Consider the following 23,915-nt stretch of genomic DNA (forward strand, 5'->3'; position numbering starts at 1 on the left):
AAAGAATAAATGAGAGAGAAAATTAATGCCCTGTTGAAAGAGGTGGAAGCCTTTTCTGCGGAAAATCTGGAAGAGCTGGAGAATTTCCGGATTAAGTTCTTGGGAAAGAAAGGGGAAATTCCTGCTTTGTTTGCTGATTTTAAATCGGTTCCGCCAGAACAACGCCGCGAAATGGGACAGCTCATCAATACGCTGAAGCAGACCGTACAAAATAAAATTGTGGCGCTGAAAGAGAAACTGGATACCCAAACCGGTGATCAGGAAACACAGTTGGATTTGACGCTGCCGGCATCCGCTCCGTTAGGGAGCCGCCATCCGCTTTCCATTGTCCGGAATGAAATTATCGATATTTTTTCGCGTATCGGTTTTACCGTTTCGGAAGGGCCGGAAATAGAAGACGATTTTCATAATTTCACCGCTTTGAATTTCCCGGAAGAACATCCGGCAAGGGATATGCAGGATACCTTTTTTATCGAAAAAGATCCGGATCTGGCATTGCGTACCCATACTTCGTCGGTGCAGGTGCGTGTTATGGAAAAATCGCAGCCGCCCATCCGTACGATTTCTCCCGGAAGGGTTTTCCGTAATGAAGCTATTTCTGCCCGGGCACACTGTATTTTTCATCAGGTGGAAGGTTTGTATGTAGATGAAAATGTTTCATTTACCGACTTAAAGCAAACCCTGTTTTATTTTGCCCGTGAGCTTTTTGGCGAGCATACCAAAATCCGGTTTCGCCCGTCTTATTTTCCGTTTACCGAGCCTTCAGCTGAAATGGACGTTTCGTGTAATATTTGTGGCGGTAAGGGCTGTAACATCTGTAAATATACCGGTTGGGTAGAAATTCTCGGCTGTGGTATGGTTGACCCGAATGTGCTGGAAGCTTGTCATATCGACAATAAAAAATATACCGGATTTGCGTTTGGTATGGGTATCGAACGAATTACCATGCTCAAATACCAGGTGAACGACCTGCGGTTGTTTTTTGAAAACGACTTGCGTTTTCTGGAACAGTTTACTGCAGCAAGATAATGAAGTTAAACTTCCGCTTTTTTATGCTTTACAATAAATGAGAAACTGCTGTAAAAGCGATTGTTAACAGTTGATAAAAGAAATACGATTTCGTTTTTTAGACGATTTTGTTGTGTTGAAAGGAATTTTCAATAGATTTGCAAGGCACCGGAAATAAATTTTTACCCGGTGTTTAAACGTAATTTGATAAGAATGAGTGATTTACAAAACAGGGCTGAGAAATTTACTGCGCCGCAAAAATATAAAAAACTGGGTGTTTATCCGTACTTCAGGATGCTTGAATCGGGACAGGATGCTGTGGTGGAAATGAAGGGACACAAGGTTTCCATGTTTGGTTCTAATAATTACCTCGGGCTTACCAGCCATCCGAAAGTAAAAGAAGCAGCTATTGCTGCCATCAAAAAATATGGTACCGGTACGGCCGGTTCACGGTTTTTAAACGGTACGCTGGATATTCATATTGAGCTTGAACACCGTTTGGCTCGTTTTGTTCATAAGGAAGCTGCCCTGGCTTTTTCCACCGGATTTCAGTCTAATCTCGGTGCTATTCCTTCGGTTATCGGCCGGTATGATGTGGCTGTAATTGATGAACAAAGTCATGCTTCTATCATTGATGCTACCCGTTTGTCGTTTGGGAGAATCCTGAAATACCGGCACAACGATATGGAATCGTTGGAAAAAGTATTGCGAAACCTGGGCGAGAACAATAATCCGGATGCTTTACGGCTTATTGTTACCGACGGACTTTTTAGTATGGAAGGCGATATTGCCAAAGTGGATCAGATTGTCCGGCTGGCCAAAAAATATGGTGCTTCGGTAATGATCGACGATGCTCATGGTCTTGGTGTTTTAGGAGAAAAAGGTTCCGGAACAGTAAATCATTTCGGTTTAGATGATGATGTGGAGATGATCGTGGGAACTTTTAGCAAATCGCTGGCTTCCATTGGCGGATTCATTGCCGGTTCAAAAGAACTGATTAATTATTTGCAACATACTGCCCGGTCTTTGATTTTTAGTGCCAGTTTGCCGCCGGCTTCTGCTGCCAGTGTGCTTGCTGCGCTGGATGTTATTGAAGAAGATGATGAATTGGTTCACCGTCTGTGGGAAAATACACACCATGCCCAAAACCACTTTAAAGAGTTGGGAATGGATGTGGGAAATACAGAAACCCCGATTATTCCGGTGTATGTACGCGATAATGACAAAGCTTTTCTCTTGTCGAAAATGCTTTTGGATGATGGGGTTTTTATTAATCCGGTGATTTCTCCTGCTGTGCGGCCTGAAGATTCTTTGCTGCGCTTTGCCTTGATGGCTACCCACACCCTTCCGCAAATTGATGAAGCCATTGATAAAATTTATGCAGCCGGGAAAAAAGTGGGAATTTATCATTAAACTCCATTTCAGTAAACGGAATTCATCTACAAGAACATTTTTTCAAAATGATTCTTGCGAGAGTAATGTCTTTTGTACTTTGTTTTTCGGGGTGCATTAAACCGGAAAAGCGCTTTTGGGATTGAAATGAACCAAAAGCGCTTTTTGTATTTGTAACCGGTATTATTCCTTTTGTTTCTTCTACAGGTTTATTTATAACAGGATTTAAGGTTTTGTTACGGCTTTAAAAAAGTGTTTCCGCTTTTTAGGTACCTTTGTTTTTGTCGTTTTTTTTTCTGTTCAGGGAATAAAACAGTCTTTTTTATTGTCAATAAATTAAACAAAAGCTTTTTGTATAAAGTGGTGGGAAAATATGAAGATGATGTAGCACTGATAAAGGCGGTGCAAAAAGGAGATCAAAAGGCTTTTGAACAAATTGTGCAGAAGTACAAAGGAATTGTGGCCAAAGTGGTGATAGGGATGCTGGGCAATCAGGCGGATGCTGAAGATATCGGACAGGAGACATTCATCCGGTTTTACCGTTCACTGCATCAATATAAAGGCGATGCTTCGTTGGGAACCTATCTGACCCGGATTGCTATTAACCTTTCGCTGAATGCGCTGAAGAAAAGGAAAACACAAAGAACTACCGGATTGGAGGAAAAATATGATGCTTTGTATGCCGATCGGCATACTTTTCAAAAGTCTGACAATACCGAATGGGTTCAGAAAGCATTGGCTGGCCTGGATGAAAAATACCGTGTGGTGGTGATATTACGCCTCATCGAAGGGTATTCCACCAAGGAAACCGCACAAATACTTGAATTGCCGGAAGGGACAGTGCTCTCGCGGTTGGCCCGGGCTCAGGTAAAATTGAAATCGTTATTGAAAAAACTGGAGGAATACTGATATGGAAGAAAAGGAAAAATTATTGATTCGGTCGTACGATGAAGAGCTGACTGCCGAAGAGCATCAAAAGTTAGCAGCAGCGCTCTCTTCGTCGGAGCAACTAAGAAAAGAAAAAGAAACGCTGGATAAAATCCGACACGATTTCTCGACGTGGTCGCCCGACTTTCAGCCCGGATTTACTGAAAAGGTCATGATGCGAATGGCTGGTGAAAATCCTTTTGTTTTCCGTTCGGTATTTCGTGCAGTGGCCCTTTCAGGCGTGGCTGCCATCATTTTGGTGTTGCTTTCGGTTTATTTTATGGACGGGAGCCTGAATCTTGACAGTTTGTTGGGAATTCACGGTTATGCTCCTGATTTGGGCATGTTAAGTATGTTTTAAAATGGCAAAATGATGAATGATAAAACAAAATATACACTGGCTTTTATTGCGGTATTGCTCATCGGGTTTGTTTTGGGCTTTTTGGTCAGCGGCCGGTTGATTCATAACCGCATAAACCGGATGCAACGTTATTATACGCCTACCGGTTTCCGGTATGAAATCCGGCGTATTTTGCGCCCGACACCGGAACAATGGCAGAAAATGAAACCCGTGCTGGAAGAGTATGCCCGGAAAAACCGGGAAAACATGATGAATTTCCGGCAGCAACAAATCGAATTCATTAAAAAACTACAACACGATTTAAAACCGTTTCTTTCGCCACAGCAGATAAAACGATTGGAAAAACTGGAGTGGCACAGGCGAAAGATGATGAAAAACCACCGGATGCATCGCCGGATGTATCCTCCGCCAAATCAACAGCCGCCGGCAAAACCCTGAGACTGTTTGATGTGAGAATGGAAGGATGGAGGATTTTTGATGTGGAGATGTTTGTGTAGATGCCTGAATATGGTTGACCGTTTTTACTTACTTATTTTCATTATTTACGTTGTTCATTCATGAGTGATCTTAGAGACTGAAGGATTGTTGTCCATTACAAAGATAACTTTTTTCAAATTCATTGGGGCTTTTTCGTTGTAACTCTATATGAGGCTTTTCCTGGTTGTAAAGTAACACGGTTCGGTCAACCTCTTTTTGAAGTTCTTCAAAACTGTTTATCTGACGATGGTTCAGGTAATTGTTTTTTATAACCCCGTTTAGTCTTTCTACTTTCCCGTTCTCCCACGGGTATTCGCACATGCTGTTTTTAAAGCCTTCTTTTTGAGTCAGCTTTAAAAAAGCCTTGTCGTAATATTGACCCCCTCCGTCTGAGTGAAATACAATACCGGTTGTCATTGTGTTTTCCTTCATCCGAAGTTTAATAGCCTTCTGTAAAGCCGGTAATGTAGTCTGTTCTGTAGTCAGCCTTTTTGAAACAGAATGACCTAAAATCCGTCTGGAATAGGAATCTTCAATAAAAGTGATGTAATAGAATCTGCTGTTTATTTCATAGTAGGTAATATCACTTTGCCATGCCTGATTAATTCCGGTTAAAGTCATGCTTTTTAATAAATTATCAAACCGGACAACGCCTGTGCTATCGGTGGTTCTTCGCCAGTTTTTTACCTTTGCTACCGTTAACCCTTCTGATTTGCAAAAGGCTTCAAACCGGTCTCTGCCCATGGTCTGGGGACGTAACTTATAATACATATCCCGTATTCCCATTGTAGGATGATCCTCTCGTATTTGATAAATCATAACCAGTAATTGCTTTTGCTCTGAGCGTATTCTCAGCTTTTTATCCAGCATCTTATGAAAAGCCTGTTTACTAATCCCTATGCTCTTATACAGACGGTTCATGCTGTATCGGTATTGTTCTCTGTGGTGCCAGAAATATTCGAGGGTCGGGTAGAAAACTTTTTTTTTATATCTACGCCATAGGTCTCTTCTGCCAGTTCTATCATCTTATCTTTGAAATCAATCAGGATTTGCTTTTGGCCGATTATCCGTTCAAGTTCTGCTACTTTCTTTTTGAGTTCCAATAGCTGCCTTGTGTCACTATCTGTTTCAATAATAAGTTTCTCTTTCTTGTCTTTCATAGTTCCGAATTTGTTTAACCACCGATAAACGTTAGTAGTGGTTACTTCATATTGTTTGCTAATTTCGGAAACTTTTGTTTTGCCTGTTTCTATTTCCCTGACTTTTTGAATCTTGAAACTGTCGCTGAAATGACGACGCCTTCGCTCGGCGGTGGTCATTTTAAATTGTCTTCTTGTTGCCATTTTTAACTGTTTTTTAAAGTGAATTCTTATGTTAAAAGTGGTCAACCTATTTCAGGCATTGACATTGGATGGAGGATGTTTGGATTTTCGATGGAAGGATGTTTGATGTTTTATCTTTTGGTGAAAAAGGGCATTGGGAAAGGATGAATGATGAGTGTAGAATGATGAACCGATGAATGGGAAAAAGTTATTGGTCATTAGTGATTGGTTGATTTTAGCGGTTTAGGGTTTTGCGTTTTAGCGTTTGTGATTTTTTGGGAGATTTGTTCTTTTGTTTTTTGGGATTTCAAACTTGGTCATTAGTCATTGGGAAGGATAAATGTTGAGTGATAAACGGGGTGAGATTTGTTACATTTCCTTGGCGTTCCTTTGTGATGCCCTTTGAGAGACTTTGTGGTAAAAAGAGTCACTGGTCATTGGGAAGGGAATGATAAATATTGGTGATGAACCGATGAATAGGAAGCTATTGGTCATTAGTGATTGGTTGATTTTCATTGCTTTATCCATGTTTTTTGTTGTCGTCCTGAACGGAGCGCAGCGCAGTGAAGGATCTCAAAATAATCACGGCTGTTAAAAAAGATGTTTCACTGCGTTCAACATGACAATATAGTTGGCTTTTGGAGTTGTCATTTGCTCTTTTTTTTGATTTCCCATTTTAGGCACTCCAAACTTTAGGCACTTGAAGTACTTAAAATTTGAAGTGTGAAGTACTTAAAGAAAGTAGTAGGATTTTTTGTGATTTGTTTTTTGGTATCTTCGTACCAAAGAATTAAAAAATGGCTTACACGTATCGTTATCCTCGTCCTGCTGTTACGGTAGATATTCTGGTTTTCCGCAAAAAAAAGGATTCCTGGCAAATTCTTCTGATTCAGCGAAATCATGCTCCTTTTGAAGGGAAGTGGGCTTTTCCCGGCGGTTTTATGGATATGGATGAAACCCTTGAAGAAGCCGCTGTCCGTGAGCTGAAAGAAGAAACCGGAGTAGAGCAGGTAGCTTTGGAACAGCTTAAGGCGTACAGCGCTATTGACCGCGATCCGCGACACCGGACCGTTTCCGTGGCTTTTACCGCTTTCCCGGAAAATGACCCGGAGATCCAGGCCGGTGATGATGCCCGGAATGCCCGTTGGTTTTCGCTGCACGAACTGCCGGATCTGGCTTTTGACCATGCAGATATCCTGGCTGAGGCCTGCCGGAAATTCCACTTTTCCTGCGAAAAAAAATAATTTTCTTTTGCTGATGTTTTGCCCCGTCTAAACTATTATCTTTGCCGGCTTTTTAAAATCAGCATACCATTCATATCATTTAAAAATCAAGATTATGGCTTTCCTGAAAAAACAAAAGGTCTTCAGTAAAAAATGGCTGATCGATTACAGCCTGATTGTTGTCGGATCGTTTATTCTCGCTTCCGGTTTTGTATTGTTTATCACGCCGTATAAAATTGTACCGGGCGGCGTTTACGGTATTTCCATCGTTTTGCATTACCTGCTGGGAACTCCTGTGGGAATGATGGCACTGGCTTTCGATATTCCGCTGACCATTATCGGAATAAAAGTTTTGGGGCCGCGTTTTGGAATGAAAACCGTTGTGGGTTTTGTCCTTACCGCATTTTTTAATGACGGAATTACCTACTTTTATGGTTATCAGCCGTTGGTGCAAGGCGACGCGTTGCTCTCTTCCATTTTTGGAGGCCTTTTTCTCGGGGTCGGACTGGGTTTGATTTTTAAATCGAAAGCGACTTCGGGCGGTAGCGATATCATTGCCATGATCATCAGCAAATATACGCGTTTGCCGATGGGACAATTGATGATCTTTGTGGATTCCACCATCGTCCTTTTCGGCTTGATTGTTTTTAAAGACTGGAAAATCCCGCTTTATTCGCTCATCGTTATTTTTATTTCCGGAAAAGTGTTGGATACGATTCTGGAAGGCTTGAATTACGACAAAGTGTTATTCATCATTTCCGATAAATTTGAAGAAATTGGTCACAAGATCATTCATGATCTGAACCGTGGAGGAACACTTTTTTCAGGAACAGGGATGTATAACCATAAAGAAAAGCAAATCATTTTCACGGTGGTAAACCGCCGTGAGATGGCCATTTTACAGGAATATATTCATAGCATCGATCCGCATGCTTTTGTAACGGTGCTTAATGCCAGTGAAATATTGGGTGAAGGGTTTAAATCACTCAAGTCGAAACTTGAGTCATAAACCCTTCGGAAAACTTAAATTTTTTCTGACAGGTATTTTTCCAGCGTTCGGATATCGTTGCTGAATCGCCGGATACCTTCCGAAAGCTTTTCGTTGGCCATAGGATTTTCGTTCAGGTGCCAGCGGAAAGCCATTTCGTCCAGACTTACTTTTTCCATTTTGGACTGTCGGGCAGCTTCTAAGGTAAGCTGAGGCTGTACAGGAATGTCAGCATTTTCAAGTTCTTCAAGAAGTTTAGGCGAAATGGTCAGCAAATCACATCCGGCCAGGGCCAGAATTTCCTCTTTATTTCGGAAACTGGCTCCCATGATTTCGGTGGGATAACCAAATTTTTTGTAGTAATGATAAATCTCCCGTACAGAATGTACGCCGGGATCATTTTCTGCCGGAATGTGGTCAACCCCTTTTTCTTTTTTATACCAGTCGAGAATACGGCCTACAAAAGGCGAAATCAGCGTGACACCGGCATCTGCACAGGCGATAGCCTGTGTAAGACAAAACAACAGGGTCAGGTTCGTGTGAATTCCTTCTTTTTCCAGGATTTGGGCAGCCTGAATGCCTTCCCAAGTAGAGGCGACTTTAATTAAAACTCTTTCGCGCGGAATACCCTCTTTCTCATACATCCTGATGAGCCCTTTGGCATAGGAAACGGTGTCATAAATGCGAAATGACAAACGGGCATCCACTTCCGTGGAAACTCTTCCCGGAACGATTTTCAAAATTTCTATTCCAAAATTGACAAATACTTTTTTTAGTCCTTCGCGCAGTTTTTGTTTTGTATCTCCACCTGATTTTTGGGCATAACGGATGGCATCTTCTACCAAAGGCTGATAGGTTGGTTGAAGAGCTGCTTGCAAAATAAGCGATGGATTGGTGGTGGAATCTTGCGGTTTGTATTTTTTAATCGACTGAAAATCACCGGTATCTGCTACTACGGTGGTGTATTGTTTTAATTGTTCTAATGTATTCATGAATATCTTCTTTTTTGATTTTCAAAGATAAAACAACTTCTCATATGTAGTATTCTTTTTTGTGAAATAGTCTTGGCAAAGAGAAATCCCTGTTTCACCGAATTTGATTATTTTTGGCACACCAAATTTTTTTATTCTCACGTGGATTATTCCTGACAAAAATAAGAAGGAGGCTTGCCTATGGTTGAAACGGTAAAATTAGGTGGACGATTAAAATGGTATCATATTGCCCAGCCCTCCGAACAGGATTTTGAGTTTCTGGAAAATACTTTTCATTTTCACGCCCTCGATATTGAAGATTGTCGCCAGACAAATCAACGCCCGAAGATCGATGTTTATGATGATTATTATTTTCTGATTTTAAACTTCCCCAATTTTGATAAACAAAATTTGTTTGTAAAGCCCAAAGAGGTGAAAATCTTCTGGGGCGAAGATTATATCATTACCGTGGGGAAAACCCATTGGGTGATTACCAGCCTTTTTGAAGAAGCGAAACGTCAGGAAGAACGGGGTGAAGCTTTTGAAATAGCCACTTCCGATGCCTTGCTTTATACGATGATGGAAAGATTGATGACCCAAGCCGTTTATTTATTGCGAAAAGTGGGGCTGGAACTGGAACTGATTAATCGTGAGCTTTTTAGTGCTCGTGCAGAAACGATTATTGAACGGCTTTCGGCTACCCGGAAAAATATTATTGTGCTGAATACCATGTTTAAACCTCAGTTGCGGGTGTTCAATAAATTTGAATCGGGAAGCATTGAGGGTTTTGCCGACAACATGGAAGATTACTGGGGTAATATTCTGGACTACTACAATAAAATCTGGGATATGACCGAAGATTATGCTGAATTGATAGAAGGCCTTTCGGTTACTTTCGATTCTATGCAGACCAATAAAACCAACGAGATCATGAAAATCTTAACCCTGATTTCATCCATTGTGCTTCCATTGACATTTTTAACCGGATTGTATGGAATGAACGTTTCGCTTCCTTTGCAGGAAGAAAGAACGGCCTTTTGGATTTTACTTGGGGTAATGATTACCCTGGGAGTTGGTATGATTTGGTATTTTAAGAAAAAACACTGGATGTGACAGCGGTTATTTTTTGATTTCGAAAGTATCCCAGTCGGGTCCGACATTGAATTTTTTCCGAAAAGACAGCAGCGCTTCTGCGGATAAGGTGGCATGCATTACAGCTTCCAGGTTGTCAGGAGCTTCCGACAGAATATTTCCTTTGGCATCCACTACTTTTGAATGACCTGAATAGGAATTTCCCGGTCCGTCGGTTCCTACCCGGTTTACGCCTAAAACATAGGCTTGGTTTTCAATGGCCCGGGCTTTTAGCAAAATGTCCCACGGATAAGAACGTACTGCCGGCCAGTTAGCGGTGTAAATGGCCAGGTCGTATTCGAAAGTATTTTGGTGATACCGGTTTTTTGACCATACCGGAAACCGCAAATCGTAACAAATCATGGGCTTTATTTTCCATCCCTTTAAGGTGGTGAGTAATGGCTGGTTCCCTGGCGTGATGCGATGGTGTTCTCCGCCCATCGAAAAAACATGCCGTTTGTCATAACGTTCAAAAGTGCCATCAGGACGCATCCAAATCAGCGAATTGAAATATTTCTCTTTTTCTTTCAGCAAAAAACTGCCGGTAATGACAGCACCTGTAGTTGCCGAAAGTCTTTTCATCCACTGGATGGTTTCTCCGTTAATTGTTTCGGCAAAGGGTTTAGGGTCAACAGGAAAACCAGTAGTAAAGGTTTCGGGTAAAACCACCAAATCAAATTTTCTTTCCTGTTGTTTTATCAATTGTTCAAACCGGGTCCGGTTTTCCGTCGGATTCTCCCAAATCAGGTTGGTCTGGATGTAGAGAATTTCTAAATCTTGCATGTGTTTTCTATTTGATTTCTGAAAGAATTTTAGCTGCTTGGGTTAAAGTTTGTTCTTTTTTGGCAAAGCAAAAACGCAGTATTTTATAGTCGTCACCGTTTTTATAAAAAGCCGAAACCGGAATGGCTGCAATTTTGTGTTCTTTTACCAGCCATTTTGCAAACTCGGTTTCCGGTAAATCAGAGAGCGCACTGTAATCCAGCAGTTGAAAATAAGTTCCGTGGGCGGGCAATATTTTAAACGCCGATTTTTTTAATTTTTTGACAAAAAAATCACGTTTGGCCTGGTAAAATTCTCCGAGATGGAGATAGTTTTCTTTATTACCGATAAAGTCAGCAATGGCATATTGAATGGGAGTATTCCCGGCAAAAACCACAAACTGATGTACTTTTCTGTATTCTGCCATGAGTTTCTCCGGAGCCAGAACAAATCCGGTTTTCCATCCGGTGGCATGAAAAGTTTTCCCAAAAGAGCCAATTACCAACGTTCGCCGGGCAAGTTCCGGAAACAGACAAGCACTGTAATGTTTCAGTCCGTCGAAAATTAAATGCTCGTAAACTTCGTCGCTGATGACAATAATATCTGTTCCGCGGGTGAGTTTTTCCAAATGTTCCATATCCTCTTTTCCGAGAACACTTCCGGTGGGATTTTGCGGAGTATTGATAATGATGAGCCGGGTGCGGTGAGTGATCATTCGCGGGAGTGCGTCCCAGTTAATGCTGAAATCGGGAAATTGTAGTTGTGCATATTTTACCAGTCCGCCATTTAAGATAACGGCCGGGGCATAACTGTCATAAGCCGGTTCAAAGATAATGGCTTCATCCCCTTCGCGGATAAAAGCCGAAATGGCAGTAAACAAAGCCTGTGTAGCGCCGGCAGCAATATTGATCTCCGTATCCGGATCGTACCGTACGCCATAGTTATCGTAAAACATGCCTGAAATAGCTTGCCGCAAAGCCGGAACACCAGGCATCGGTGCATATTGATTATATCCTTTTTTCATGTAAAAATGCACCTTTTCGATCAGCTCTTCCGATACCGGAAAATCAGGAAATCCCTGCGAGAGGTTCACGGCATTGTTTTCGGCTGCCATTTGCGACATGATGGCAAAAATGGAAGTTCCCGTTCCGGGAAGTTTGGTGGGGATGTTTCCTTTATTAAAAGTTTCCATAGCTTGTATCTTACGATGGCAAAAGTACAAAGTTTTGCGGCTGTAAACGATTGCATGGTATGGTAAGAAGGTTTGTTTTGTCCCGGCTGTTGTTTTTCGTCTTATTTCTTTCTTTTTAAGAAATTTTTACGGTTTATATTGCTATTTTTGTAACAATGCAAATTTAAACAGGTAAGACAATGAAAACAATTGATGATTATAACTTTAAAGGTAAAAAAGTTTTGGTTCGGGTAGACTTTAATGTCCCGTTGAACGAAAAATTTGAAATTACCGATGACACCCGTATCCGGGCTACTATTCCGACGATTCAAAAATTACGGAAAGAAGGAGCTGCTGTGATATTGATGTCACACTTGGGTCGTCCTAAAAATGGTCCGGAAGAGAAATTCTCGCTGAAACATGTAGTAAAAGACCTTTCGGAAAAATTGGGTACTGAAGTGCAGTTTGCCAATGATTGCATTGGCGAAGAAGCCCGTGAAAAAGCAGCGGCTTTAAAACCGGGCGAAGTTCTGTTGCTCGAGAACCTTCGTTTTTATAAGGAAGAAACCGCCGGTGATGTGGAATTTGCCAAAAAACTGGCTTCTCTGGCAGATGTTTACGTAAATGATGCTTTTGGTACGGCTCACCGGGCACATGCTTCCACGGCAGTAATTGCCCGCTTTTTCCCCAATGCCAAAATGTTTGGTTATGTGATGGGAAATGAATTGAAAAATATCAATAAAGTTTTAAAAGAAGGAGAAAAACCGTTTACCGCTATTCTGGGTGGTGCCAAAGTGTCGGGCAAAATAGAAATTATTAATAATCTGCTGGATAAGGTGGATAACCTGATTATTGGCGGTGGTATGATGTTTACTTTTATTAAAGCCCAGGGTGGCCGCGTGGGAAATTCTTTGGTGGAAGATGATTTGTTGGAAACCGCTAAAGCGGCTTTGCGCAAAGCAGAAGAATTGGGTGTTCAGATTTACCTGCCTCAGGATGCCGTTATTGCAGATAAATTTGACAATAATGCTAACCGGAAAACGGCTCCTTCCAATGAAATTCCTGATGGATGGATGGGGTTGGATATCGGAGAAGAAACCATCCGTACCTTTAGCCAGGTGATTGAAAATTCGGCAACACTTTTGTGGAATGGTCCTATGGGTGTTTTTGAAATGGACAATTTTGCCAAAGGTACGCTGGAAGTGGCACAGGCCATTGCACGGGCAACTTCAAAAGGAGCCTTTTCTCTGGTTGGTGGTGGCGATTCCGTGGCTGCTGTCAACAAATATCACTTGCAGGATAAAGTCAGTTATGTTTCCACCGGCGGTGGAGCGATGCTGGAATATATCGAGGGAAAAACCCTTCCGGGAGTGGCTGCTATTGAAGAATAATTTCCGGAATATTTGATAAAAGAGGCCGGGCTGTAAATTCCACTATTTCTGAAAAAAGTGTAATTTTGCAGCCCGGTTTTTTTTGGCCTCATAGTTCAAGGGATAGAATAGGAGTTTCCTAAACTCTAGATCCAGGTTCGAGTCCTGGTGAGGCTACAAATATTATTTGTAAGATACAGTAAAACAGTATTATATTAGAAGCTGTTGTTTTTGTTGCAACCACCATTGCAACCACCTTGCCCTTTATATCCTATTTTTTCTTTTTTCTTTTGTTGAACGTTGAAACAGGTTGAATCGCTTTCGGCTGGCCGTAGAATGTTAAAAGGGCAACCCTTTGGGATTGCCCTTCATCTTCTGAACGAAATGTAAACAGAGAATGTCTTGCTTTATTACTTGTGCATATTATGGATATATTACCACTGAAATTTTTTTATTGCCCTTTAAAATCAAACCGCTGTTGGTATTTGTATTGAAATCTGCTTTATGGTTGGGGTATTCTGTTTTTCTTTTAATTTTTCTGATTCATATTGTAGTTTTAATACTTCTATTTGAGTGTATTCTCTGTTTTGAAGTTTGCCGTCTATTTTCAGTATATGGCTGCAATTTAGCAGGCAACCTATACAAATCTTTTTACGGTTGTGGTATGGTTTGCCGCAACGACCATTATCTTTTGTTCCAACTATTTCAATCAGACGACCGGCACTGTCATTAAAGATACGTTTTTTGATGAGGTAGTTTCTATAATCGGTTCCCAAATCAATACTGGAAAATGATATTTCTTCGGGCTCCATGGCTAAGTCTTTATCATCAACAGGTTCTGTTTGATACGAAATTGTGGCAGGTTTAACTGTTTTGTTGTTCTGCTCTTGTTTTTCTGTTTGTTTAACTTCTCTTTCTTCTGGTATTTCGTTGCTATTATTTTGTTTCCTAAATAATCGCCAGTCTTGTTTTATCAAGTAATCTGCAATATCATTTCCTCCTATTCTATCTTTATCCGGTGCAAGATATTCTAATAAGTTTGAAAAGAGAAACTTTGTCCCTGGTAACCGCATTTCATAATCTTTAGCTTTTTGTTCCCATTCTTTAAATGTACTCCCATCTTTTGATAAGTCAGGAAACACAACAACATCCCTTCCTTGTAGCACTTTCAATTTATCAAAGGAGAAACTACTTTTATTATAAACAGCCAGCCAAATAAAATTTGTATCTTGTTCAGGAAATCCGAAATATAGTGTGCCATAAATGGCTGTTTTAGGGGCTTCTGTCAAAGCTACAGGATTATGAGGATATGTTTTTAATAAATGCTCTCCGAACAGGCAGGAAACCTTTTTGTCGTTTTTATTGTAGGCTTTTAACCATTCTGGTAACGGTTTATTATGTCTGATATATTGTTTTTCGATAATCGAATGTAAAAAATCCGTACTGGTTGTATGGTTAGATTTATTAAATTGTTTTACTTGGATAGCCCGTATATTATTGTTTTTATCAATAAAAGGAAACGTAATTGCTCCGGTTCTATATCCACTGGTAATTGTTCCTAAATAGTATAGTGAAATAACCCTTTCAACATCTATTTTTTTAAAAGGAAAGGCAACCCGTGTAAGCAGGTTTTGTATAAAAACATTCTTTTCATATCCTGTTAGAGTTAGTTTTAGTTCCTTGTCGGGAATAAATGAAATTGGGGTTTCCTTGATTGGTTTTGTTTGTTTTGGGTACTTCTTGTATTGTCCTTGTTCTTGTTCCTGTTTCCATATTTTTTTAGCATACCCGTCTTTATATGGACTAATCCATTTCCCGCATTTATTTGCATTATCACATCTTCCGTACACATCTGGTAATACTTCTCCGGTTTTGGTGTCGATATACCTTTGCCAGTGTTTTTTAGCACCACAATATGGGCAATCCAATTTTGGTACTTTGTTACTTGCTAATATGTATCTGTATTTTTTTGCCATTTATCACTTTTTGAAAAAAGATAATAGAACTTAATATTGCATTTCTTATATGTTTGTCTGGATATTTACAATGTCACAAACGTAACGCCTGTAACAATTGTAACGTCTGTAACATTTGTTACGGGTGTTACGAATTGTTACGATCTAAGACTCTTTTAACTTTCATTTTATTGGTACGCAGTTGTTTGGCAATTTGCCCAAAACTTATGTCAGGATTATTTCTTTTTAATTCAATGATGTTATCTTCTAATTCTAATTTTTCTTTTTCGGAAAGCTTTTTTAAATGTTCGTTTTCAACGCCAAAATCTATAAACTCAAACTGTAAAAAATTGAAAGGCTTATGTAATTGACAAATAACAATATTTTCAGCATCATAAATTATTTCGGTATTACGTGCTTTTATCTGTTTGATATATCGTAAACTTTTATCCTGAAAACTTTCCCCAATGGCAAAAGCACTGTCGCAAAAGTTGATAAGCATTTTACTGCCTTGTAAATCATTTCGGGTAATGGGTTTTGATAAGTCCCGTTTTGGGGTGTGTGCAAGTGCCAATATAGATAATTCATATTTATTTTTTAACTCTTTCAGGTATTTCATTAAGGGGAGGGCATCTTTTGCCTTTTCGGTTTCGTTTTTAAGATATGTGAGATTATCCACAATTAATATTTTCGCTTTTGTATCAATAATACTTTGTTCTAATGAGTAGTTTAAATAATCCTCAAAACTTTCCCTTTCGGGAATTTCAGCATTGGGGTTTATTTCAACGCGCAAGAACATATTATCAAATCTGTAGTGATTATTAAATCCATCGGAATATCTGATTTCAAATTGTTTGTCAGTAAGCTCAAAATCAAAATATAAGACAGGCTGCTTGGCAGCTTCCATTTTAAAACCTTGTATAGGTTCACCTTTACTTATACTGTTTCCAATCTGAACAGCTAATATTGATTTGCCCATATTTGTATCAGCAAATAGAATACACAGTTCATTCTCAAACCAGAATTTATCGAATAAAGGTTTGGGAATAGGCCGGTTTTTGGCTTGTTCTATCCATTTATTGGCTGGCATGACCCGAAACAATCCTTTGTTTTCTTTTTCGCTTGCCAATTGTTCTTTCAATGTATTGAAATGATTAATGAATGTTTCGGGATTATTAAGGTTGTTAAATTCAGGATTTATATTAATTTTTTCCATAGTAACCTTTTTTTATTTTGTTATGTGACGATATGTTTTCTGTGTGTAGCGTTTACATATACATGGTGAATAATATATACCCACATTCTTTTTCATACATCTATTTTGCCTTTATTGCCGTCCTGCCCTTTTCTGGGTTTTGGCCTGCTTTTACTTTTTATTTTCATAGGTTATTTTTTGGTAATTGCTTTTTCAACGTCTGATTGACGATAACGTACTTTTGACCCAATTTTCAGAGGGACAAGGATTCCTTTCTTTTCCCAGTGCCAAAGCGTCGATAATGAAACATCTAATGTTTCCGAAACTTGTTGCCGGGTTAATAGTTTATCGGGTTTGTTTTCGGCTTTTATCCGTTGCTCCACTTCCAAAGCGGTTTGTTTAACTAACTTATCGGCAAAATTTAATAGGTCATATCCTTTTACCTGAATAGTTATGTTTTTTGCCAAATCGGGGTTTTCCAATAACAGGTTTTGTATGTTGCTCATTTTATCGAACTTTTATTTGTTAATAGAATGTTTTTCTAAAAACTCTTCCAGCCATGCCGCTTTGACATAAATTTTCTGGCCAACCTGTGAAAATCTAATTAGCCGTTTATCACGATATGTTTGCCAGGTTTTTTGGCTAATTCCTAAGATTCTTTGAACCTGTTTGGATGACAGCCAGGTGTCTTCAATATTTTGAAGTTTCATTTCGTTAAGACGTTCTTTGATGTCTTGAAGGTTCTTGTGGATTTCTTCAAATACATCCGTTTCTATTTTGATAATATCCATTGTTAAAAATATTTATGTTAAACAATGGCGCGAAAGTAAAATGAAGGTAAAACAGGGTATTTGAAAAAGTTTAACCAGTTTTTGCTTGAACTTTATCAGTTAACAGTTATTTTATTGATACAAATAGAGTTAAGCAAAATAATTTCTTTTAGCAAAATTGTATTTTATTGATATACACGTCTTTATAAAATAAACAAAAAATGCCCCAACAGGTTAAAATTCCTATTGGGGCAAAGTACCGCTAAATAGAGAAGTGGGATATTAAAAAAGTTGTTTTAAATCAGGCTGTTATTTAATAAAATAAAATATTCGGGAATGAATCTTTCCTCCTCTATTTTTGCCCTTGTTGTGCGCACTTCGTCATAATCAGAATTCTTTGCTTTATTGAGGTGATACTCTGCTGGCGACATATAGTTTTCTTGCTCAAAATATGATTTTATAAATCCGATATGCTCCAATATTTCTCCAATAATTGTATATTTTGATTTGTGTTTGCTTTCTTCTTCGACAACCATTTTATCATTGAGGTAATTTTTAAAACTTGTTACTGCCTGTATTAAAACAGTACCAGCATAATCAATCTTGTTTCCCGGTCTCTTTTTTAAAATACTATCCAGATAACCATAGTACTGCATTGCCAATAAATAATTTTTTGTATATACCATTCCTGACAGATGTTTTATACTATACCTGAATATTTCATCAAAAAAGTCTAATGATTTTTTTGATTTAAGTCTAATATTTTTAGTTGTTTCAATAATTTTTTCCTCTGTTTGGGTTTTAATAGTTTCATAATCTTTTGTTTGAATTGAAATCCTTATGATTTCCTTTTGTTTTTCCATTATTTGGAAAAAAGACCATAGTTCCTTTAAGCTTTTATCCAATTCTTCATTTTCATCATTAAAAGTTGAGTTTTTAACTCTATAAATGAATTTTAAATAGTTATAAATGTATCCCACATCATCTAAAGATACTTTTATCTTTCTTGATGTAAATAATTTACTAAGGAATTCATATTCTGATGAATCAATCTGCCCCCAGGAACGGGCCATCTTTGCCTGAAATTTATTGGCTTCATCATCATTTGTTTTTTCACGGATATATTCGATTGCATTCAAAAAACATGGGAAAAATTTATAAATATTTCCCATATCCGGTTGAATTGAAATTTTAACCATTGTTTAAAAATTTAAATTATTAAATCAATTTTTTTGTCATTAACAATGAGGTTGCAACCACTGTTATTTTACACCCATAAAATTATTTGCTCTTTTTCATTTAATTCGATTAAATTTTTTGCTGCAATATGTTTACAACCCTTTTACAGCCTGTGATAGAAGCTGTTTCCCGGTGAATAAATTATTAATGGTTGGTTATGGAAAGGGAGGTGTTTTTAAGGGTAAAAACCTTTGGAAAATTACCTAAAAATACACGAAAAAACGGCACTTGAAAACGACCTTTTTTTACCTGATATTTTTAAATGCAAATTCCTTCTTTTATCCCTGTTTTCTGTCAAGTGACAGAATGTTTTTCGGAAAAGGATGTAAACCGTAAAAAAGTAATTCCGGTATTTTGTCAGCAAAAACTGCCCTGTTTTTCTTTGATACGAATTGTACAGGTGCCCTAATGGGATGCCTCCAAAAGTAGATTCTTAAGAACAAATAGTGTTTGTTTTAATGCAATAGCTAATAGGTTGTTAATTAGTCCTTTGCTTTTGTCTATGCCGTTTCATTTCAAAAGAAAGGGGGTGGCTTCGCAAATTTGAATTTCCCTGCTTAATTTATCCCCCCGTTTTCTCTGTATTGACTATCCTTTCGCATTCACACACCTTTTTGAGAAATTTCTTGGTATTTTTCCATAAAAATCCCCTGTAGCCGGTTAACCCGTTGACGGGTTACTTATCTTTTTCCTACATTTACAGGAAAATTTATGGAAACTTTATTTCCCCGGAAAGGGAAGTCTGAAGATAAAAATCAAACATTGATTCATGGCAAAGAAAAACGGAACCAAAACAGAAGAACCCCTTGAAAAACAATTGTGGAAAACAGCAGACAAACTGCGTAAAAATATTGATGCCGCCGAATACAAACACATTGTCCTTGGCCTGATATTTTTGAAATATATTTCCGATGCTTTTGAAGAACTGTATGAAAAACTGAAAAAGGGGGAAGGCGAATATGCCGGAGCTGACCCGGAAGATAAGGATGAATATAAAGCGGAAAATGTATTTTTTGTTCCTGCCGATGCCCGCTGGAACTACCTTCAGTCCAAAGCCAAACAGCCCACCATAGGAAAAACGGTGGACGAGGCCATGGATGCCATTGAAAAAGAGAACCCGTCGTTGAAAGGCGTTTTACCCAAAGTGTATGCCCGGCAAAACCTTGACCCGACCAGTTTGGGCGAGCTGATTGATTTGATTGGAAATATCGCTTTGGGGGATGCCAAAGCCCGAAGTGCCGACATTCTCGGCCATGTGTTTGAATATTTTCTTGGCGAATTTGCTTTGGCCGAAGGCAAAAAAGGCGGCCAGTTTTATACGCCGAGAAGTGTGGTGGAACTGCTGGTTGAAATGCTGGAACCGTACAAAGGCCGGGTATTCGACCCCTGTTGCGGCAGCGGCGGTATGTTTGTACAATCCGAGAAGTTTGTAAACGAACATCAGGGACGAATCAATGATATTTCTATTTACGGACAGGAAAGCAACCAGACCACCTGGCGGCTTTGTAAGATGAACCTGGCCATTCGGGGTATCGACAGTTCACAGGTAAAATGGAATAACGAAGGTTCGTTTTTAAACGATGCCCATAAAGACCTGAAGGCCGATTACATTATTGCCAATCCGCCGTTCAATGTGAGCGACTGGAGCGGTGATTTACTTCGTAAGGATGGCCGATGGCAATATGGGGTGCCGCCTGTGGGAAACGCCAACTACGCATGGATACAACATTTTCTTTATCATTTGGCCCCCAGCGGGCAGGCTGGTTTTGTTTTGGCCAAAGGGTCGCTTACATCCAAAACTTCGGGTGAAGGCGAAATCAGAAAAAAACTGATTGAAGCCGGTTTGGTGGACTGCATTGTCAACCTGCCGGCCAAGCTCTTTTTAAACACACAAATACCCGCTTCGTTGTGGTTTATGAGCCGTAACCGGGCCAACGGGAAATACCGGGACAGAAGAAACGAAATCCTTTTTATTGATGCCCGGAACATGGGCCATTTGATAAACCGGAGAACCCGCAAGCTTTCAAAAGAAGACATTCAAAAAATAGCCGATACCTATCACAACTGGCGAAATCCCGAAGGTGATTATCAGGATATAAAAGGCTTTTGTAAATCGGCCACCGTAGATGAAGTCCGTCAACTGGATTATGTGCTCACGCCCGGAAGGTATGTGGGTTTGCCCGAAGAAGAAGACGATTTTGATTTTAACGAACGTTTCACAAAACTAAAAGCCGAATTTGAAGAACAGCTGAAAGAAGAAGCGGAGCTGAATAAACGGATTTTGGAAAACCTCGCAAAGATTGAGCTGAAAGATGAAAATTGAGGAAATTATCAAACAACCCGAAGGACGTAAAATTGAGTTTAAGGAAACTTTGCCCCGGAAATCCGAACTCAATAAAACCGTGGTCGCTTTTGCCAATGATGCAGGCGGACAACTATTTATCGGCATAAAAGATTATCCGAGAGAAATTATCGGATTGGATGAAGAGCAGTTAATCCGCATGGAAGAAGAAATAAGCAACAGCATTCACGATAACTGCAACCCTGTTATTTTACCGGAAATTATGTTTTTAAACCATCAGGGAAAACATATTCTTGTTGTAAACATCCACAAAGGCAGCAACCCGCCTTATTACCTCAAAAGCAAAGGCAAAACAAACGGAACTTATATTCGTGTCGGCTCCACAAACCGTCTGGCCGATAGCGACATTATCGAGGAACTGGAAAGACAAAAGCAAAACATCTCTTTTGATTCATTAATTGTCCATTCCAAAACGTTTCAGGATTTGGAACTTTCGTCGTTTAAAAATCATTTTGAGGAGATAACCGGTGAAAAGGTCAATGAAACCGTATTGGAAAAAATGAATTTGATTGTCCGCGACCAAAACCGGAAATTTCCGACCAATGCGCTTATCCTTTTGTCCGGCGACCCTCTCCGGAACGCCTTGTTTCCTTATGCCAAAATAGAATGTGCCCGGTTTAAAGGAACTACCCCGGGTAATTTTATTGACCAAAAAACAATTGATACCCCATTGAGTTTACAGGCAGAAGAAGCCTATAAATTTATTTTAAGACACATATCGCAAGGTTCAACCTACGAAGGGGTTTACCGTAAAGACCGGTGGGAATATCCGGTAGTTGCCCTGCGCGAGGTAATACGTAATGCCGTCATTCATCGTGACTATTCCCTTCGGGGCAAGGATATAAAGGTGGCGGTTTTTGATGATAAGATTGAAATTACCAGTCCCGGAAAACTGTTGCCTACGGTGGACTTTAATGATATGGAAGCCGGCCAGTCCGATATACGAAACATCACGCTGGCGCCCGTATTTAAGAAACTTGGCATTATTGAGCAATGGGGCAACGGATTGCAACTGATAGCCGGAGAACTGAAAAAATATCCTGAAATACAAATGCGGTGGAGTGAGCCGGGTATGGGGTTCCGGGTAACGTTTGTAAAAGAAAATTTTGTTGAACAGCAAGAGTTGCAGCAAGAGACACGGACAATTACGACCAATTACGACCGATTGCGACCGATTACGACCGATTACGACCGATTAACAATAGAGGAACAGAAAATATTACTTTTCTTGCTTGATAACATGAAAATATCAAGAAAGTATGCCGTTGATTTATTGGATGTAAAGGAAACGAAGGCAAAAGAAATTTTTAATATGCTGCTGAATAAAAAACTTATCGAAAGAAAAGGAAAAGGGCGCAGCACCTTCTACACTTTAAAAAACAAAGGCAGTAATGAGTGAGGTAATCAAAAATAAAGCCTATACCGACTGGCTGAAACAATTAAAAGATAAAGTCCGCACGGCGCAAATAAAAGCAGCGGTAAAGGTAAACGAAGAGTTATTAAGATTGTATTGGTTTTTTGGTTCTCAAATTGTTGAGAAACAAAAGAAGGCAAATTGGGGAGAGGGTTTTCTAAAACAATTAAGCAACGATTTGCAATCGGAATTTCCTGAAATGAAGGGTTTCTCTGCCACCAATCTAAAATATATGAGAAACGGGTATCTCTTTTTCAGGGATGCAATTCGTCCGCAACCTGCGGACGTTTCAAAAAATCGTCCACAACTTGTGGACGAATTGGACAACCAACCCTTTTTCCGGATTCCATGGGGGCATAACCGGGAAATTATTTCCAAATGTAAAGATATTGAAGAAGCCCTGTTTTATGTGCAAAAAACCATAGAAAACGGTTGGTCGAGAAATGTTTTGGTACATCAGATAGAATCTGATTTGTTTCGCCGGAGCAGCAAGGCCATTTCAAACTTTTGGCAAACACTGCCGGCCCCGCATTCCGATTTGGCCTTGCAAACATTAAAAGACCCGTATCATTTTGATTTCCTGACCATGCGGGAAAAATACGACGAAAGAGAACTGGGAAATGCCCTGCGGGATATTTCAAAACCTATAGGAGTAAGCGAATACAAGCTCATGAAAAGGTTACCCGAAGAATACCAATCTTCGCTGCCCACCATTGAAGAAATTGAACAAGAACTGATGAAAAACAAGGAAGACTATGAGTGAGTGGAAGAAAGTTAAATTGGGAGATATAATAAATTTAAAAAGAGGTTATGATTTACCTAAATCAAAAAGAAAAGCAGGGAATGTACCAATTGTCTCTTCTTCGGGTATTAGTGGAAGGCACACTGAATCGAAAGTTAGAAGACCAGGGGTAATAACTGGAAGATATGGTACAATTGGTAAAGTTTTTTTTATCGATGAAGATTTTTGGCCGTTAAATACAACATTGTATGTTGAAAATTTTAGAGGGAACAATCCTAAATTTATATTTTATTTTTTGAGGAATTTTAACTTCGAAAAATATAGCGATAAAAGCACAGTTCCAGGTATAAATAGAAATCATATTCATTTAGAGGACGTAATTATCCCCCCACTTCCCGAGCAACGTGCCATAGCCGAAGTATTAAGCAGCTTGGACGACAAAATAGACCTGCTCCACCGCCAAAACCAAACGCTGGAACAAATGGCCGAAACGCTTTTTAGGCAGTGGTTTGTGGAAGAGGCTAAGGATGATTGGGAGGTGAAACCTCTTGGAGAATTAGTAACTGTTAAACGTGGAGGTTCTCCGAGGCCTATACAAGAATATATTTCAGATAGAGGTTTAAGATGGTTAAAAATATCGGATGCTACAAAAACTAATTCGCCATTTATTTTTGAAATAAAAGAACATATAAAAATAGAAGGATTAAAAAAGACAACACTTTTAAAAAAAGGAGCATTAGTTCTTTCAAATAGCGCGACACCAGGTATTCCCAGAATACTACAAGTTGATTCTTGCATTCATGATGGTTGGTTACATTTTCCAGAATCACATTTTTCAAATGAATTTTTATACTTACTGTTTAAAAAAATACGACCAGAATTATTAATGCAAGGTAATGGAAGTATTTTTACAAACCTTAAAACGGATATTTTAAAAGAATATCCGATTCCAATTCCTGATGACGAAAGTTTACAATATTTTAATAACCAAGTAAAATTGATTTTTGAAAAACTACTTAAAAATCAAATCCAAATCCGCACCCTTGAGAAACTGCGGGATACATTGTTGCCGAAATTGATGAGCGGGGAGGTGAGGGTGAAAATGTAAGTTAAGAATAAATAGTTGTTCTCTATA

At 39.2% G+C, this 23,915-nt stretch carries 23 protein-coding genes and 1 tRNA gene; 14 read left to right on the forward strand and 10 right to left on the reverse strand.

Annotated elements, in window-relative coordinates:
- Nucleotides 1–9 precede the first annotated feature (9 nt).
- From pheS to LA303_RS02035, 5 genes are all read left to right on the forward strand, one after another.
- Nucleotides 10–1,029 (forward strand): phenylalanine--tRNA ligase subunit alpha, encoded by a 1,020-nt coding sequence (gene pheS, locus LA303_RS02015; protein WP_240526273.1) that lies wholly within the window; start codon nt 10–12, stop codon nt 1,027–1,029.
- Nucleotides 1,030–1,221: 192 nt separating this feature from the next.
- Entirely contained in the window at nt 1,222–2,421 is a 1,200-nt protein-coding gene (locus tag LA303_RS02020) for an aminotransferase class I/II-fold pyridoxal phosphate-dependent enzyme (RefSeq protein WP_240526274.1), read from the forward strand.
- Between the two features lie 339 nt (nt 2,422–2,760).
- Nucleotides 2,761–3,309 carry an RNA polymerase sigma factor gene (locus LA303_RS02025; protein WP_240527092.1) on the forward strand — a complete coding sequence of 183 codons (549 nt, stop codon included), beginning with the start codon at nt 2,761–2,763 and terminating at the stop codon, nt 3,307–3,309.
- Nucleotide 3,310: 1 nt separating this feature from the next.
- On the forward strand, nt 3,311–3,688 hold the full coding sequence (locus LA303_RS02030; protein ID WP_240526275.1) for an anti-sigma factor: 378 nt from the start codon (nt 3,311–3,313) through the stop codon (nt 3,686–3,688).
- 12 nt (nt 3,689–3,700) lie between these two features.
- Nucleotides 3,701–4,126, forward strand: a complete 426-nt coding sequence (locus LA303_RS02035; RefSeq protein WP_240526276.1) for a hypothetical protein — start codon at nt 3,701–3,703, stop codon at nt 4,124–4,126.
- 129 nt (nt 4,127–4,255) lie between these two features.
- Here LA303_RS02035 and LA303_RS02040 read toward each other — a convergent pair whose 3' ends face one another.
- Entirely contained in the window at nt 4,256–5,086 is an 831-nt protein-coding gene (locus LA303_RS02040; protein ID WP_240525466.1) for an IS3 family transposase, read from the reverse strand.
- Entirely contained in the window at nt 5,083–5,508 is a 426-nt protein-coding gene (locus tag LA303_RS02045) for a transposase (RefSeq protein ID WP_240524787.1), read from the reverse strand. Before LA303_RS02045 ends, LA303_RS02040 begins: the two co-directional genes overlap by 4 nt.
- A 776-nt stretch (nt 5,509–6,284) precedes the next feature.
- On the opposite strand from LA303_RS02045, the gene LA303_RS02050 reads away from it, so the two are divergent.
- Both LA303_RS02050 and LA303_RS02055 read left to right on the forward strand, forming a co-directional pair.
- Nucleotides 6,285–6,731, forward strand: coding sequence for an NUDIX domain-containing protein (locus tag LA303_RS02050; protein ID WP_240526277.1), 447 nt, complete (start codon nt 6,285–6,287; stop codon nt 6,729–6,731).
- Between the two features lie 94 nt (nt 6,732–6,825).
- Entirely contained in the window at nt 6,826–7,719 is an 894-nt protein-coding gene (locus LA303_RS02055) for a YitT family protein (RefSeq protein ID WP_240526278.1), read from the forward strand.
- A 14-nt stretch (nt 7,720–7,733) separates the two neighbouring features.
- On the opposite strand, the gene tal is transcribed toward LA303_RS02055, so the two are convergent.
- Entirely contained in the window at nt 7,734–8,690 is a 957-nt protein-coding gene (gene tal, locus LA303_RS02060) for a transaldolase (protein WP_240526279.1), read from the reverse strand.
- Nucleotides 8,691–8,870: 180 nt separating this feature from the next.
- Between tal and LA303_RS02065 the strand changes: the two genes are divergently transcribed.
- Nucleotides 8,871–9,782, forward strand: a complete 912-nt coding sequence (locus LA303_RS02065; protein ID WP_240527093.1) for a magnesium transporter CorA family protein — start codon at nt 8,871–8,873, stop codon at nt 9,780–9,782.
- A 6-nt stretch (nt 9,783–9,788) separates the two neighbouring features.
- Here the strand turns inward: LA303_RS02065 and LA303_RS02070 are convergent, their stop codons facing one another.
- Nucleotides 9,789–10,583: a nitrilase family protein gene (locus LA303_RS02070; protein WP_240526280.1), complete on the reverse strand. Its 795-nt coding sequence runs from the start codon at nt 10,581–10,583 to the stop codon at nt 9,789–9,791.
- Between the two features lie 7 nt (nt 10,584–10,590).
- Complete coding sequence (locus tag LA303_RS02075) at nt 10,591–11,754, reverse strand: methionine aminotransferase (RefSeq protein WP_240526281.1); 1,164 nt, start codon at nt 11,752–11,754, stop codon at nt 10,591–10,593.
- Nucleotides 11,755–11,933: 179 nt separating this feature from the next.
- Here LA303_RS02075 and LA303_RS02080 point away from each other — a divergent pair, with 179 nt between their 5' ends.
- Both LA303_RS02080 and LA303_RS02085 read left to right on the forward strand, forming a co-directional pair.
- Complete coding sequence (locus LA303_RS02080; protein ID WP_240526282.1) at nt 11,934–13,124, forward strand: phosphoglycerate kinase; 1,191 nt, start codon at nt 11,934–11,936, stop codon at nt 13,122–13,124.
- Nucleotides 13,125–13,208: 84 nt separating this feature from the next.
- A tRNA-Arg gene (locus LA303_RS02085) sits at nt 13,209–13,280 on the forward strand.
- Nucleotides 13,281–13,570: 290 nt separating this feature from the next.
- Here LA303_RS02085 and LA303_RS02090 read toward each other — a convergent pair.
- The 5 genes from LA303_RS02090 to LA303_RS02110 form a co-directional block, all read right to left on the reverse strand.
- On the reverse strand, nt 13,571–15,079 hold the full coding sequence (locus tag LA303_RS02090; protein ID WP_240526283.1) for a DUF6371 domain-containing protein: 1,509 nt from the start codon (nt 15,077–15,079) through the stop codon (nt 13,571–13,573).
- Between the two features lie 127 nt (nt 15,080–15,206).
- The gene (locus tag LA303_RS02095) at nt 15,207–16,274 is read right to left on the reverse strand and encodes an AAA family ATPase (protein WP_240526284.1); all 1,068 of its coding nucleotides are present in this window, start codon (nt 16,272–16,274) and stop codon (nt 15,207–15,209) included.
- A gap of 170 nt (nt 16,275–16,444) precedes the next feature.
- Nucleotides 16,445–16,759 (reverse strand): helix-turn-helix transcriptional regulator, encoded by a 315-nt coding sequence (locus LA303_RS02100; protein ID WP_240526285.1) that lies wholly within the window; start codon nt 16,757–16,759, stop codon nt 16,445–16,447.
- 12 nt (nt 16,760–16,771) lie between these two features.
- The gene (locus LA303_RS02105; RefSeq protein WP_240526286.1) at nt 16,772–17,044 is read right to left on the reverse strand and encodes a helix-turn-helix domain-containing protein; all 273 of its coding nucleotides are present in this window, start codon (nt 17,042–17,044) and stop codon (nt 16,772–16,774) included.
- 275 nt (nt 17,045–17,319) lie between these two features.
- Nucleotides 17,320–18,222 carry a hypothetical protein gene (locus LA303_RS02110; RefSeq protein ID WP_240526287.1) on the reverse strand — a complete coding sequence of 301 codons (903 nt, stop codon included), beginning with the start codon at nt 18,220–18,222 and terminating at the stop codon, nt 17,320–17,322.
- A gap of 809 nt (nt 18,223–19,031) precedes the next feature.
- On the opposite strand from LA303_RS02110, the gene LA303_RS02115 reads away from it, so the two are divergent.
- Genes LA303_RS02115 through LA303_RS02130 form a run of 4 tightly spaced genes read left to right on the forward strand, consistent with a single transcriptional unit; the run spans nt 19,032 to nt 23,888 of the window.
- Nucleotides 19,032–20,585, forward strand: coding sequence for a class I SAM-dependent DNA methyltransferase (locus tag LA303_RS02115; protein ID WP_240526288.1), 1,554 nt, complete (start codon nt 19,032–19,034; stop codon nt 20,583–20,585).
- Nucleotides 20,575–22,023 (forward strand): RNA-binding domain-containing protein, encoded by a 1,449-nt coding sequence (locus tag LA303_RS02120; protein ID WP_240526289.1) that lies wholly within the window; start codon nt 20,575–20,577, stop codon nt 22,021–22,023. Before LA303_RS02115 ends, LA303_RS02120 begins: the two co-directional genes overlap by 11 nt.
- Nucleotides 22,016–22,801, forward strand: coding sequence for a DUF1016 N-terminal domain-containing protein (locus LA303_RS02125; protein WP_240526290.1), 786 nt, complete (start codon nt 22,016–22,018; stop codon nt 22,799–22,801). Before LA303_RS02120 ends, LA303_RS02125 begins: the two co-directional genes overlap by 8 nt.
- Nucleotides 22,794–23,888, forward strand: a complete 1,095-nt coding sequence (locus tag LA303_RS02130; protein WP_240526291.1) for a restriction endonuclease subunit S — start codon at nt 22,794–22,796, stop codon at nt 23,886–23,888. The genes LA303_RS02125 and LA303_RS02130 overlap by 8 nt, the downstream gene beginning before the upstream one ends.
- The last annotated feature ends 27 nt before the right edge of the window (nt 23,889–23,915 follow it).

Origin of the sequence: Candidatus Sulfidibacterium hydrothermale (assembly GCF_020149915.1) — a bacterium.
GTDB classification, from domain to species: domain Bacteria; phylum Bacteroidota; class Bacteroidia; order Bacteroidales; family F082; genus Sulfidibacterium; species Sulfidibacterium hydrothermale.

What these genes read in the sequence shown, in the direction of transcription:
- LA303_RS02075 (WP_240526281.1), bottom strand. Translation starts at nt 11,754, where the DNA reads ATGGAAACTTTTAATAAAGGAAACATCCCCACCAAACTTCCCGGAACG.
- LA303_RS02020 (WP_240526274.1), top strand. Translation starts at nt 1,222, where the DNA reads ATGAGTGATTTACAAAACAGGGCTGAGAAATTTACTGCGCCGCAAAAA.
- LA303_RS02035 (WP_240526276.1), top strand. Translation starts at nt 3,701, where the DNA reads ATGAATGATAAAACAAAATATACACTGGCTTTTATTGCGGTATTGCTC.
- LA303_RS02115 (WP_240526288.1), top strand. Translation starts at nt 19,032, where the DNA reads ATGGCAAAGAAAAACGGAACCAAAACAGAAGAACCCCTTGAAAAACAA.
- LA303_RS02055 (WP_240526278.1), top strand. Translation starts at nt 6,826, where the DNA reads ATGGCTTTCCTGAAAAAACAAAAGGTCTTCAGTAAAAAATGGCTGATC.
- LA303_RS02105 (WP_240526286.1), bottom strand. Translation starts at nt 17,044, where the DNA reads ATGGATATTATCAAAATAGAAACGGATGTATTTGAAGAAATCCACAAG.
- LA303_RS02090 (WP_240526283.1), bottom strand. Translation starts at nt 15,079, where the DNA reads ATGGCAAAAAAATACAGATACATATTAGCAAGTAACAAAGTACCAAAA.
- LA303_RS02110 (WP_240526287.1), bottom strand. Translation starts at nt 18,222, where the DNA reads ATGGTTAAAATTTCAATTCAACCGGATATGGGAAATATTTATAAATTT.
- LA303_RS02125 (WP_240526290.1), top strand. Translation starts at nt 22,016, where the DNA reads ATGAGTGAGGTAATCAAAAATAAAGCCTATACCGACTGGCTGAAACAA.
- tal (WP_240526279.1), bottom strand. Translation starts at nt 8,690, where the DNA reads ATGAATACATTAGAACAATTAAAACAATACACCACCGTAGTAGCAGAT.
- LA303_RS02080 (WP_240526282.1), top strand. Translation starts at nt 11,934, where the DNA reads ATGAAAACAATTGATGATTATAACTTTAAAGGTAAAAAAGTTTTGGTT.
- LA303_RS02045 (WP_240524787.1), bottom strand. Translation starts at nt 5,508, where the DNA reads ATGGCAACAAGAAGACAATTTAAAATGACCACCGCCGAGCGAAGGCGT.
- pheS (WP_240526273.1), top strand. Translation starts at nt 10, where the DNA reads ATGAGAGAGAAAATTAATGCCCTGTTGAAAGAGGTGGAAGCCTTTTCT.
- LA303_RS02030 (WP_240526275.1), top strand. Translation starts at nt 3,311, where the DNA reads ATGGAAGAAAAGGAAAAATTATTGATTCGGTCGTACGATGAAGAGCTG.
- LA303_RS02120 (WP_240526289.1), top strand. Translation starts at nt 20,575, where the DNA reads ATGAAAATTGAGGAAATTATCAAACAACCCGAAGGACGTAAAATTGAG.
- LA303_RS02100 (WP_240526285.1), bottom strand. Translation starts at nt 16,759, where the DNA reads ATGAGCAACATACAAAACCTGTTATTGGAAAACCCCGATTTGGCAAAA.
- LA303_RS02065 (WP_240527093.1), top strand. Translation starts at nt 8,871, where the DNA reads ATGGTTGAAACGGTAAAATTAGGTGGACGATTAAAATGGTATCATATT.
- LA303_RS02040 (WP_240525466.1), bottom strand. Translation starts at nt 5,086, where the DNA reads ATGAACCGTCTGTATAAGAGCATAGGGATTAGTAAACAGGCTTTTCAT.
- LA303_RS02070 (WP_240526280.1), bottom strand. Translation starts at nt 10,583, where the DNA reads ATGCAAGATTTAGAAATTCTCTACATCCAGACCAACCTGATTTGGGAG.
- LA303_RS02050 (WP_240526277.1), top strand. Translation starts at nt 6,285, where the DNA reads ATGGCTTACACGTATCGTTATCCTCGTCCTGCTGTTACGGTAGATATT.
- LA303_RS02095 (WP_240526284.1), bottom strand. Translation starts at nt 16,274, where the DNA reads ATGGAAAAAATTAATATAAATCCTGAATTTAACAACCTTAATAATCCC.
- LA303_RS02130 (WP_240526291.1), top strand. Translation starts at nt 22,794, where the DNA reads ATGAGTGAGTGGAAGAAAGTTAAATTGGGAGATATAATAAATTTAAAA.